Origin of the sequence: Bradyrhizobium algeriense, from assembly GCF_036924595.1 — a bacterium.
GTDB classification, from domain to species: domain Bacteria; phylum Pseudomonadota; class Alphaproteobacteria; order Rhizobiales; family Xanthobacteraceae; genus Bradyrhizobium; species Bradyrhizobium algeriense.
On sequence record NZ_JAZHRV010000001.1, the window covers coordinates 4,356,781 to 4,369,017 of the forward strand.

A 12,237-nucleotide genomic window follows, 5' to 3' on the forward strand; every position below is an offset into this window, starting at 1 on the left:
GGTCAACTTGGCCGCTACAATGCGGCGGAATCACATAAGGAAAAACAGAATGGACTTGGGTTTGAAGGGCAGGAATGCTGTCGTGCTCGGCGGCACGCGCGGCATCGGGCGGGCGATTGCGGACACGCTGGCGGGCGAAGGCGCAGGCGTCGCGGTGTGCGCCCGCAACGCCGATCAGGTCGCCGGCAGCGTTGCCGAACTGCAGGCGATGGGCGTGAAGGCGACCGGCGCGTCTGTGGATATCACCGACGCCACCGCATTGAAGTCGTGGATCGCCGATGTTGCACGGCAGCTGGGCAGCGTCGACATGCTGTTTTCCAATGCCGGGGCCATGGCGCAAGGCGGCGATCCCGCTTCATGGGAGCAGAACTTTCGGCTCGACGTGCTCGGCGCCGTCAACGCGTTCGAGGCCGCGCGTCCCTCGCTCGAAGCCAGCGGCGAGAAGACCGGTGACGCGGCCTTCATCATCATTTCATCGATCTCGGCGGCGCAGGCGGATAGCGCCAGCTCCTACGGCCCGATCAAGGCGGCGCTGATCCACATGGCCAAGGGACTGGCGCGGCAATACGCGGGCAAGAAAATTCGCGTCAACGTGGTGTCGCCGGGCACCGTTTATTTCAGGGGCGGCATCTGGAACATGGTCGAGCAGAACATGCCGAAGCGCTACCAGGATGCGCTGGCGCGCAACCCGACCGGCCGCATGGCAACGCCGCAGGAGATCGCCAATGCGGCGGTGTTCCTGGCGAGCCCGGCCTCCTCGTTCACGACAGGCTCGAACCTCGTCGTCGACGGCGCGATCTCGAACCGCGTAAATTTCTGAGGCATATGGCAGGGTTGAGAGAGATCGATTTACAACTCGCGAAGCAAACCGGTAAATTTGAAACGATAAACTAAGGGAACTTTACGAAGTTACCTTCATTCTGGCGGCCTGTTTCGAAGACCCAGACGAGACGACTGGGTCCAACGACGGATGGGCAGGATGATTGTCGACGAACAAAGGACAAAGGTGCAGCGCGAACCGCGGCGCGAGCTGCGCAAACGGCCGACATGGATGACGATCGACAACGGGATCACGAAGCTTGAATGCTTCGTCCTGGACGTCTCGCCGGGCGGCGCCAAGATCGCGACCGATACCGCGCTTGATGTCAGAGACAGCTTTGAATTGGCGCTAGTGCCCGAACATACGACGCGCCAGTCGTGCGAAGTGGTCTGGCGCCGGGGCAAGACCTACGGCGTGAAATTCCTGTCCTGAAAGCCTGACCGGAAAAAGCGGCAAGCACTGTCAGGCGTTTCAAACCGCACGAACTTGATTTGATTTTTGGCACGGCCGGCTAAAGCGCGACTTCGCGCAAGATGTCCCGGCCATCTGCATCCTTGCCTGCTTGCCTCGAACGATAGCCTGGATGCTCGGGACATCAGCGCGAGGGCGCGCTTCGCGCTTTTATCCGGGCCGTGACGAATGCTCAGCAAGGCCTACTTCTATCGGCTGATTTTCGAGTGAGACTCTGAGATCGGTCGGGCCGGTTCTGACTTGAACCAGGGGCCGGACCAGCGGCCGGTATCGACCGGCAACACCCCTCGCCCCAGCGGCTGCCCTCCGCGGACATATCTATGTCGTGATTCTCTATGTCGTGATTCGCCTTGACATATGACTGCATTATTACAGTTAAATGTCAGTTCGATTACAGCGGAGCGACGAATGAGTTTGGAATGGCAGGCGCGGTCAGGTTCCCTGGCCTGGTCGAACCCCGTGTCCTGGTGGTGGGGCGTGCTGACCCTGGTGAGCGGCGTCAATATCGCTGTCTGGTTCGTGCTGTATGGCGAGCTTCCCGTGCTGGCGACCGGATCTGCCGGCAGCACCGCCAGCGTCGGCGTCATGCTGCTGTTCTGTGCGGCCTATGTTTTTGGCTGCGCCTTCAGGTCGTTTCTGCCGCGCGCCGATGTTCAACGGATCTGCCTGTTCGACACCTGGTGGTCGAGCGTTCTGGTCGGACGGACGGTGGCGACCGTGGCCGAGATCTGTTTTGTGGTGCAATGGGCGATGCTCCTGCACCAGCTCGGCACGATGACCGGGGCGGAAACGACCGTGAATGCCGCATGGGTGATCGTACCTCTGATCCTGATCGCGGAATGCCTCTCATGGTATGCGGTGCTAACCAGGAACTATCTCGGCAACGCCATCGAAAATTCGCTGTGGGCGGTTGCGTTCTTTATCATCGGTGCAGGTCTTTGCCGCCTGCTGCCGGAATTCCACGGCGCGGTTCGCGTGATGCTTGCCATAGCCATCGCCGGCATTGCGGGCTTCCTGGCGTTTCTGATGACGATCGACGTCCCGATGTACCTGAACCGCTGGCGGACCGGCGATGCCGATGGCGACAAGCGCCTGACGCCCCGCGAGGGCCTGCGTGACGTCAGCACGCGCTGGGTGGTGACGCACGACCTTGCCGAGTGGAAGGACGAGATTGCCTGGATGTCGCTTTATTTCAGCCTGGCGGTCTGGTCGAGCCTGGCGCTGTGCGTGTTCTACGCGCTCGAAAATCATCTGCCGCAGTACCGGACCGAAGCTGCGATCGTAAGCGGAGCGTCGAGCACGACGGTCGTCGGCACCCGGTAGCACAACAGCCACCACGCTGAAACTTTACGCCGCATTGCCGCGTTACACACATGTATCGCAGGTGCGGCGTTTTTCGTTTCACAAGGGCAGGCTTTTGGACCGGTTTCAGATAGGCACCCATTTTCTGGCGCTGGCCGCGGCCTTCGCGCTCGCCGTCCCGATCGGCTGGGACCGCGAGAAGCGCGCGCAGCGCGGGCCTGCGCACCTTTCCGCTGGTCGCGATGGCAAGCTGCGCTTCGTGCAGGCCAGCGAAAACCTGCTGGTGCACTCCCCCGATGGCATGGCGAAGGTGATCGAAGGCCTGATCACCGGCATCGGCTTCATTGCGGCGCGATCCTCAAGCAGGGAACCGCCAGCCTGTGGGCCACCGGCGCGATCGGCGTTTCCGTCGGGCTCGGCAGCTACGACGTCGCAGTGACGGCGGTGTTCACGTTCCTGACGCTGAGGCTGCTGACGCTGGTGAAGGAAGAAGACGATCTCAAGGACGGCGAGAACGAGCGCAAGCGCGACGCCAGGTCGGATTGAGATGCATAACAGTCACCACACCGTGAGGGTATTTCGTCGCCCACGGACGGCATGAAATATTCCGCGCCTTGCGCGAAGCCATTTTCTCGGACCAAGAAGAAATCCCGAAACAATGTCGTCGTACCATGATCCTTTGATTGGACATGGAATCGATCATGTGGAACCTCGTCGAAATATTTTACCGGGAATATTGCCTGCTCTATCGAAAACACTGCCAGGCTCGACTAAGGGGAATGCGCAGGTTTCTCGCTGAAGCCAGATGAAGCGCGCGCAATCTGTCGCAGCCGGCATCTGCGGTTCCTGTGATTTGCCGGCTTGCAGTGAACCGAAATCAGGAGTGATCTTGTCGGACCGCGATCGAAGGAGAAGGTTATGCAGCCATCGACAGACGATCTGCTGATACGCCAAATCAGTGCGCTGATATCTGCGACCGCCGATGCAGCGTCCGCCAGCGGCGAACACACCCACTTCATGGAGGCAAGGCTATACGAGACCCTGGCTGCACATTGCGCCGAAAAGCAAAGGCTCGCAGCAGCATTTGCCGGAAGTGGCGTCGGAAAGACGAAAGGGGGATTGATCTACTGGTAGATCGGAACCAGTTGATCGGGGATCGTGGGAAAAGGCATACACCACAGGGATACCTTTTGATTGCTCTCACGCCGTGCGCGCGGGAATGCGAGTTGGCCCGTTACCTCCAACCAGATCCGATCGGGCGCACGATCGCCTGAATTGGCCCCTGAATTCTCCTGGCGGAACGCCGAACTCGCGCTTGAATGCCCGATTGAACGCCGCCTCCGAGTCGTAGCCTACCTCGGAGGCCACCTGTATCACCGCCTCCCGGGTGGTTTGCAGCATCCTGGCAGCGAGTTGCAATCGCCAGCGCGCAAGATAGGTCAGCGGCGGCTCGCCAAGAAACCGGGAGAACCTCTCGGCAAGCACCGAGCGCGAAACGCCGGTCTCGGCGGCAAGTTGCTCCACGGTCCAATGACGACAGGGTCTTCGGTGCAGCAGCGCCAGTGCACCGCCGACGACCGGATCGCGCGCACCCGCGAGCCAGCCGGTCTGTTCCGCCGGTAACGCCTCCATATAGCGGCGGATGGTTTCGATGAAGAGCGCTTCCGCCATCTTGGAGAGCAGGATCGATTGTCCCGGTCGCTCCGATCCAGCCTGGGAGACCAGATGGCGAACCGAACTCTCCAGCCATTCGCCGGCTGGGTCTCCGCGCAGGTTGATCTTGATCATCAGCGGCAGGCCGGCGAGGAAGAGCCGTTCGGCATGACGTTCGCAACCGAAATAGCCGCAGACAAACCTTGTCACCTCGCCTCCGCCGCCCAATCGCATCGTGGTTAGATGGCCGACCAGGAACTCGCCGATCGAAGCGCCGCTGTCGAGGTAAGTCGATGGCGAGCCGTTCGAAACGGTATGGGCATCGCCGTGGGGGATGATCAGGATATCGCCCGCAGCGACGGCGATGTCGTCTTCGCCCGCGAAGCGCACGATCGCCTTCCCGTCCGTGACCAGATGATAGCTGACCAGGCGCTCGGTTCCGGGAGCAAGCACGTGGGCGACGTCTTGCAGATGAGGCACCCGGAACCCCCAGGGGGCTGTGCACTCCGCGTGGTAGAAGATGGCGCCCGTCATGTGCACCGACGTCAGCGCTTCCGATAGGGCATCCATTTACGTGCTCCGTCGATAGTGGACCCTGAGCAACCTGCAAAGAACCACGGAGTTTCGGCAAAGTTGGGGCCTCGGCTTCCCACTAGACTCGATTGCCATGGGCCCGGCCCCGATCAGTCAGCCTGGCTGCCGTGAACCGGCACGGAACAATTTTGCAAGGAGATTTCGATGGGCAAGGCATTCGACGTGATCGTCATGGGCGCGCGTTGCGCCGGTTCGCCAACCGCGATGTTGCTGGCGCGCAAGGGATACCGGGTGCTGGCGGTCGACCGCGCTTCTTTCCCGAGCGACACCGTGTCAACGCATCTCGTGCATCCCCCCGCTGTGAATGCGCTATCGCGATGGGGGCTGCTCGACCGGCTGCTGGCAACCGGCTGCCCGCCGATCCACACCTACTCCTTCGACTTCGGCGCGTTCACCATTGCCGGCGCCCCGGGCACGGACAGGGACGCCGTTGCCTATTGCCCGCGGCGGACCATCCTCGACAAGCTGCTGGTCGACGCGGCGACCGAATCCGGCGCGGAGATCCGTCAGGGTTTTGTCGTCGAGGAAATTATGATCGAAGGAGCGCGCGTCGTCGGCATCAAGGGCCGGTCGAAGCAAGGCGGCACTGTTACCGAATATGCCGACGTTGTTGTGGGGGCCGACGGCCGGCACTCCATGCTGAGCGAGGCGGTTCACCCCGAGCAGTACCGCGAGAAGCCGCCTCTGCTGGCGGGTTACTACAGCTATTGGCGCGGGCTGCCCACCGACGGCCGCTTTGAAACTTTTGTGCGCGACAGGCGCGCATTTGCGGCAATGCCAACCCATGACGATCTGACGCTCGTCATTGCCGGATGGCCCTACGCGGAATTTGCGGAAAACAAGAGGGATATCGAGGGCAATTATTTGAAAGCCATCGAACAGGCGCCGGACTTTGCCAAAAGGCTGCGCAGCGCCACGCGCGAAGCACCGTTCGCCGGCGCGGCGGTGCCGAACTATTTCCGAAAGCCTTACGGCGCAGGCTGGGCTCTCGTGGGAGACGCCGGCTATAACAGGGACTTCATAACGGCGCAGGGAATTCTCGATGCTTTCCGGGACGCCGAACTCTGCGCCGGGGCAATCGACCAATCACTGTCGGGCGCGCGGCCATTCGAGGAAGCCATGAGCGAGTACCAGCACACCCGCGACGCGCAGGTCGGGGCGATGTACGATTTCACCTGCGACCTCGCAACGCTCGAGCCGCCGCCACCCGAGCTGCAACGGATCCTGGAGGCGGTTCACGGCAACCGGGCGGCCATGGACGGCTTTGCCCGTCTGAATGCAGGGACGATATCGCCGACGGAGTTTTTTGCACCTGACAACATCGAAGCGATCTTTGCTGCCGCAGCCGCGAGAACTCAAAGGGCGAGTGCATCGTGAAAGCAGCGTCAGCTTTGCGCTACTCCGATGGCCCACAGCAGAAGAAATCGGCTCAATGAAAATCCCGTGACGGCGGCAGGATGCGGACGTCGCGCGGATGGCGGATTTTTTGCGCGGGCGCGTCGACGTGATCGCGGCGGTCGTCGTTGAGCGGCTCGATCAGCGCGGGGCCGGCCGGGACGGGATGCTTGCGGCTCGGCGCATCATTGGCGAGGCCGATCAGGTCGTGGGAGCGGTCGAACATCCGCTGCGCCACCAGGTGCGTCACTTGTTCCGGGCTGCTCTGGATATAGCCTTCCACCAGAATCAGGCGGGCGCCCATCACTTCTTTCCGGTACTGCTCCATCACCTTGGGCCACACCACGATATTGGCGATGCCGGTTTCGTCCTCCAGCGTCATGAAGACGACGCCCTTGGCGCTGCCAGGCCGCTGCCGCACCAGCACCACGCCGGCGCAACGGATACGGCGCTTGTCGTTTTTGTGATTGACGTCCTTGCAGGCGACGACGCGCTCCTTCGTGAACCTCTCGCGCAGGAATTCCATCGGGTGGCCCTTCAGCGACAGCCGCACCGTCTGATAATCGGCGACCACCTGCTCCGGCAGCGGCATCAGCGGCAACGGTTTTGCGTTCTCGTCGGGCTGCTCGCGCGCGACCGCGGCTTCGAACAGCGGCAGCGGCACGTCGTCGGGCAGCCGCCGCACCGCCCACAACGCCGCGCGGCGGTCGAGCCCGATGGAGCGGAACGCATCGGCGTCCGCCAAGAGGATCAGCGCACGCTTTGGAAGTGCGGTGTCGCGGGCGAATTCTTCGAGCGAGGTGAAGGGACGGCGCGCGCGGGCGGCGACGATGCGGTCGGCCCAGTCTTGCTCTTTCCCCACATTGTCATTCGCGCTACGCGCGCCCACGATGCGCAAGGGCGCATCGGAGAATGACAGTTGAAGTTGCTTCAGCCGCTCCTCATCCTCATCAATCCAGCTAAACCCGTCGATCTGGCGGAAGCCGAGTCTAACCGCGCAGTATTTCCCTTCCCCCTCCTCCAGCGTGTTCTGCGCAAAACTATAGGACACATCGACCTCACGCACCTCGACGCCGTTCTTGCGGGCGTCGCCGACGATCTGCGCGGGCGCGTAGAAACCCATCGGCTGCGAATTGAGCAGGCCGCAGCAGAAGGCGTCCGGATGATAATGCTTCAGCCATGACGAGACATAGACGAGCTGGGCGAAGCTTGCGGCGTGGCTTTCCGGAAAGCCGTAACTACCAAAGCCCTTGATCTGGTCGAAACAGCCTTTGGCGAATTCGGGATCGTAGCCGCGCGCGATCATGTTGCCGATCAGCTTGGTCTCGTACGTGCCGATGGTGCCGAGGTTGCGAAAGGTCGCCATCGAACGGCGCAGGCCATTGGCCTCTTCGGAGGTGAACCTGGCGGCCTCGATCGCGATCCGCATCGCCTGTTCCTGGAACAGGGGCACGCCGAGCGTCTTGTGCAGCACGCGATACAGTTCATCCGCCGGGCCGTGGTCGGGCGACGGTGACGGATAGCTCACCTTTTCCTGGCCGTTCCGCCGCCGCAGATAGGGATGCACCATGTCGCCCTGGATCGGCCCCGGGCGCACGATCGCGACTTCAATGACGAGGTCGTAGAAGGTGCGCGGCCTCAGCCGCGGCAGCATGTTCATCTGTGCGCGGCTTTCGACCTGGAATACGCCGAGCGATTCACCCCGGCACAGCATGTCGTAGACTTTAGAGTCGTCCTGCTTGACGGTCGCCAACTCCCAACGCTCGCCTTTGTGCTCGTCGATCAGATCAAAACATTTGCGGATGCAGGTCAGCATGCCCAGCGCCAGCACGTCGACCTTCATCATATGAAGCGCGTCGACGTCGTCCTTGTCCCATTCGATGAAGGTGCGGTCATCCATCGCGGCGTTGCCGATCGGCACATAGGTGTCAAGCCGGTCCTGCGTCAGCACATAGCCGCCGACATGCTGCGACAGATGGCGAGGGAATTCGATCAGTTCGGTGGCAAGTTCGACCGCGAGTTCGACCATCGCATTCTGTGGGTCGAGCCCGGCCTGGCGGACCTGCATCTCGTTGAGGCCCTTGCCCCAGCTTCCCCATACGGTATCGGCGAGCGCCGCGGTGACATCCTCCGTCAACCCCAGCGCCTTGCCGACGTCGCGGATCGCGCTGCGTGGACGATAATGGATGACGGTGGCGATGATCGCGGCGCGGTGGCGGCCGTAGCGGCGGTAGACATATTGCATCACCTCCTCGCGCCGCGAATGCTCGAAATCGACGTCGATGTCGGGCGGCTCCAGCCGCTCCTTGGAGATGAAGCGCTCGAACAACAGATCGACCTTGGTCGGGTCGACCGAGGTAATGCCGAGCACGTAGCAGACGGCGGAGTTTGCCGCCGATCCCCTTCCCTGGCACAGGATGTTCTGGCTGCGCGCATAATGGACGATGTCGTGCACGGTGAGAAAATAATGCGCGTATTTGAGCTCGGCGATCAGCGCGAGTTCTTTCCGCAAGGTGGCGCGCAGCGTGTCAGAGATTTCACCGCCGAAATATTTGTCGACACCAGCCCAGGTCAGGTCTTCCAGATGCTGCTGCGCGGTCTTGCCCGGCGGCACCGGCTCGTCCGGATACTGGTACTTGAGCTGGTCGAGCGAAAATGAAATGCGCCCCGCAAAGCGCATGGTTTCCGCGATCGCCTCGGGCAGGTCGCGAAACAGCCGCACCATTTCGCGGGCCGGCTTCAGGTATCGCTCGGCATTGGCTTCCAGCCGCCTGCCGATGGCGTCGATGGTGGTCTTCTCTCTGATACAGGTGAGCACGTCCTGTAAGCGACGGCGGGCGGGATGGTGGTAAAGCACCTCGTTGGTCGCCAGCAGCGGCACTTTTGCCGCAAGCGCCAGACGATGCAGCCGCGCCAGCCGGCGCTTGTCGTCGCCGCGGTAGAGCAGGCTTGCGGCAAGCCACACGCCGGCCGCCCGACTCTGCTTCAGTCGCTGCAGAATTTCTTGCGCGCTTCCCCCGTCGAAGCGATGCGGCAGCGCCAGCACCAGAAGCTGCCCCTCGGCGAATTCAAGCAGGTCATCGAACCGCAGATGACACTCGCCCTTCTCGATCCGCGTGATGTCGTCGCCGCGCTTGCCGCGGGTCAGCAACTGGCAGAGCCGGCCATAGGCAGCGCGGTCGCGCGGATAGACCAGAATATCGGGCGTGCCATCGATAAAGACGAGGCGCGCGCCGATCAGGAGCTTTGGCTTATGCGTGACCTCGGGGTTTTCGAGCTCCTTGTAGGCGCGGACCACGCCGGCCAGCGTGTTGTGGTCGGCGATGCCGATGGCGGGGATGCCGAGCTCGCTTGCCTGATGCACATAGGCGCGCGGATCGGAGCCGCCGCGCAGGAACGAGAAATTGGTGGTGATGCCAATCTCGGCATAGCCGGAAATGTCAGCGGGGCGTTTCATGCGAACAGCCCGTGCACGAACCATCGGACTGATGCGGGTTCGCTCTCTTCGTCGGCCAGTTCGCTTTCATAGAGCCCGTCTCGAAAGATCCAGAAACGAAGCCCCGCTTCATCCTCGATACGGAAATAATCCCGCGTCGGCCCGTCGCCGTTTTGCTTCCACCATTCCATGGCGATGCGTTCGGGCCCCTCCACCCGCACCACCGCGTGCGTGACGCGGCGCCAGGTGAACTGATGCGGCGGGCCGTCCGGCACGGTTGCGAACGGCACGTTGATGGGCTCCGGCCTGTCGAACAGCCGCAGTGGCTGCAGCGGCGGCTCGCTTTCGATGCGCTCGGGCCAGGCGGCCTGCGCAGCCGCCGCCAGATGATGCTGCGCTGTTACCGCCAATACGGCGCGCTCTGGGATGTGGGTATCCTGCGGCAGGTGCACGACGACACGCTTGCCACCGATGCGCGCGGCGATGCGGTCGATCAGCGCGGCCAGTTCGTCATTGTCATGCACGTTGGCGTCGAGGTCGCGCTGCTGCTGCACCACGATTTCGGTGCGGCTGGCGGAAAGCCTGATGAGATCGAAGCCGAAGCCGGGATCGAGGGGATCGTTGAGCGCATCGAGCCGCTCGCGAAACAGGCGGTCGATCACTTCCGCTTTCGTCACCGGACGGCCGGTATCGACCGGGATCGTGCGCACCGCGCCGTCGGTGCGGAAAAAACTTGCTTCCAACCGCCGCGCACCCTTGCCCTGCTTGTCCATCGCCGTGACCAGCATGGCAGCGAGCGCGGACAGGTTCATCGCGATCACGGTGTCGGTGGCGACCGGTTCGGGAAAGCGTTTTTCGACGATGTAATCCGGCAGCGGCTTTCGGGGACTGATCGGCGCATCGCCCTGCCCCAGCGCCTGCTCCAGCAGCGTGGTGAAGCCTGCGCCAAACCGCGCCGTGATCTCGTGACGTCCGCGCGAGGCGACGTCGCCGATGGTCTTCAGGCCCGCGCGGCGCAGGCCGCCGGTGATGGCGTCACCGGCGCCGAGTGCGGATACCGGCAGCGGGCTGACAGCCTCGGCCTCCTCGCCATCAGCAACGATCTTTCCGGAAGCCTGGCGCGTCAGCGTCCGGGCGCAGATCGCGGTGTTCGCGATCGCGGCGCTGACGGCAAAGCCGCGACGGCTCAGCGCGCCGCATACGATCTGCAGCAGCGCACGCTCGCCGCCGAACAGATGGGCGCAGCCGGTGATGTCGAGATAGAGCCCATGCGGCAGATCGAGCGCCACCAGCGGAGTGAAGCGGTCGCACCAGTCGGCGATGTCTTCGAGCGTCTTGCGATCGGCGACCTCGTCGGCGTCGAACACCATCAGCTCCGGGCAGATCGCGCGGGCATTGGCGAGCGGCAGGCCGATCGAGAGGCCGGCGTGCACGGCGGCCTCGTCGAGCGAATGGATCAGGATGGCGTTGTGCTGCTTGGCGACGACGACGCTGGGGGTTTTATCCAGCGCGTCGCCGCTGCCCGAAAGCTTGCGCTTGATGCGGTCGATGGGCAGGCGTGGCAGCCACAGGCTGAGGATACGTCGCCGGTTCGCTGAAGAGGCATTCATCACATTTCCATTCCATGATCCAGCGGCCGACCGGGCCATGACGGTTACGAACCAGCTGCGCGTCGAAGACAGGCGCGCCCCACGCGCTCCATGGTGCTGACGGCGGCGAATGCGCCGCGCGCACGATCCATCTTGTCTCCGCGGTCGACGGCCGCGGCTCCGCGGCCATCCGCAGCAGCAATGCGGTGACGCCGGAGGCTGCCGCGGCCAGCGTGAGCTTGCGGCTGGCGACGAGATCGAGCTGGCGCGCCTGCCCCCAGACTTCCAGCACGACGGCGCCGAGCGCATCGCAGGCCACCGCGTCGGCGGCGGTCCGCAACGCGGCGTCAGTGTCCGGCGCGCGCACGGTCACGAGCAGCCGCGGATCGAGACCCAACTCGCAAAGCCCGTTCATCGACAGCGCGCCGGATTCGATTTCCGAAAAATCCTGCCGCACCCAAACCAGCGGCCGGCGCCGCGATACCCTTCCCGCGAGGCCAGCGATGAACCCCGTGGCCGCCGCGCTCTGGTGGCCCTCGGCGAACACTTCATGCACCGCTGCGACCGCAAGACCGCCGCACAGCGTCGCATCTGCTGCCGCATGGCCAAGCGCGATCTTGTTGAGGTCATGCGCATCGCCATGCGTCTCGATCCGCTCGATGCTCCCGCGCAAATTCGCAAGCGTGCTTGTGCGTGCGGTGCTCATGCGCCGCTCCTTAAGAAAATTTGGCCTTTACCGCTTTTTCCTAGTGAACCCGCGGCTGGCTCATTTGTTCATGATATGTTCTAATATAAAGCTAACCGGCCCGGCAGAGTCAATCAGGATCGACGCCTTGGCGATTCATGAATGGAATCAAAGGGATTCAACGATGGCCGTGCAACGTAAGCTGGAAATCCTGGCGGATGCCAACCCCGCACGCGGCATCCCGAGAAGAAAGGCGCTGCCGAGCACTTGCGAGCCTCGAAGGATGACAGGA

General features: G+C 63.0%; 9 protein-coding genes and 1 pseudogene. 6 read left to right on the forward strand and 4 right to left on the reverse strand.

Features of this window, described 5'->3' with window-relative positions; translation table 11 throughout:
* Positions 1-49 precede the first annotated feature (49 nt).
* The 5 genes and pseudogenes from V1286_RS21245 to V1286_RS21265 all read left to right on the forward strand — a co-directional run bounded on the left by V1286_RS21245 (position 50) and on the right by V1286_RS21265 (position 3,727).
* Positions 50-820 carry an SDR family NAD(P)-dependent oxidoreductase gene (locus V1286_RS21245; protein WP_334482294.1) on the forward strand — a complete coding sequence of 257 codons (771 nt, stop codon included), beginning with the start codon at positions 50-52 and terminating at the stop codon, positions 818-820.
* Between the two features lie 159 nt (positions 821-979).
* A complete protein-coding gene (locus tag V1286_RS21250) occupies positions 980-1,252 on the forward strand; it encodes a PilZ domain-containing protein (RefSeq protein WP_334482295.1) in 273 nt (90 codons plus the stop codon).
* A 447-nt stretch (positions 1,253-1,699) separates the two neighbouring features.
* On the forward strand, positions 1,700-2,614 hold the full coding sequence (locus V1286_RS21255; RefSeq protein ID WP_334482297.1) for a hypothetical protein: 915 nt from the start codon (positions 1,700-1,702) through the stop codon (positions 2,612-2,614).
* A gap of 94 nt (positions 2,615-2,708) precedes the next feature.
* Positions 2,709-3,139: pseudogene (locus V1286_RS21260) on the forward strand (MgtC/SapB family protein).
* Between the two features lie 372 nt (positions 3,140-3,511).
* A complete protein-coding gene (locus V1286_RS21265; RefSeq protein WP_334482299.1) occupies positions 3,512-3,727 on the forward strand; it encodes a hypothetical protein in 216 nt (71 codons plus the stop codon).
* Between the two features lie 66 nt (positions 3,728-3,793).
* Here the strand turns inward: V1286_RS21265 and V1286_RS21270 are convergent, their stop codons facing one another.
* Positions 3,794-4,816, reverse strand: a complete 1,023-nt coding sequence (locus V1286_RS21270) for an AraC family transcriptional regulator (RefSeq protein ID WP_334482301.1) — start codon at positions 4,814-4,816, stop codon at positions 3,794-3,796.
* Positions 4,817-4,984: 168 nt separating this feature from the next.
* Here V1286_RS21270 and V1286_RS21275 point away from each other — a divergent pair, with 168 nt between their 5' ends.
* On the forward strand, positions 4,985-6,217 hold the full coding sequence (locus V1286_RS21275; RefSeq protein ID WP_334482302.1) for an NAD(P)/FAD-dependent oxidoreductase: 1,233 nt from the start codon (positions 4,985-4,987) through the stop codon (positions 6,215-6,217).
* Positions 6,218-6,269: 52 nt separating this feature from the next.
* On the opposite strand, the gene V1286_RS21280 is transcribed toward V1286_RS21275, so the two are convergent.
* Genes V1286_RS21280 through V1286_RS21290 form a run of 3 tightly spaced genes read right to left on the reverse strand, consistent with a single transcriptional unit; the run spans position 6,270 to position 11,966 of the window.
* Entirely contained in the window at positions 6,270-9,692 is a 3,423-nt protein-coding gene (locus V1286_RS21280) for an error-prone DNA polymerase (RefSeq protein WP_334482304.1), read from the reverse strand.
* Complete coding sequence (locus V1286_RS21285; protein ID WP_334482305.1) at positions 9,689-11,281, reverse strand: Y-family DNA polymerase; 1,593 nt, start codon at positions 11,279-11,281, stop codon at positions 9,689-9,691. Before V1286_RS21285 ends, V1286_RS21280 begins: the two co-directional genes overlap by 4 nt.
* On the reverse strand, positions 11,172-11,966 hold the full coding sequence (locus tag V1286_RS21290; protein WP_334482307.1) for an ImuA family protein: 795 nt from the start codon (positions 11,964-11,966) through the stop codon (positions 11,172-11,174). The genes V1286_RS21285 and V1286_RS21290 overlap by 110 nt, the downstream gene beginning before the upstream one ends.
* Between the last annotated feature and the right edge of the window lie 271 nt (positions 11,967-12,237).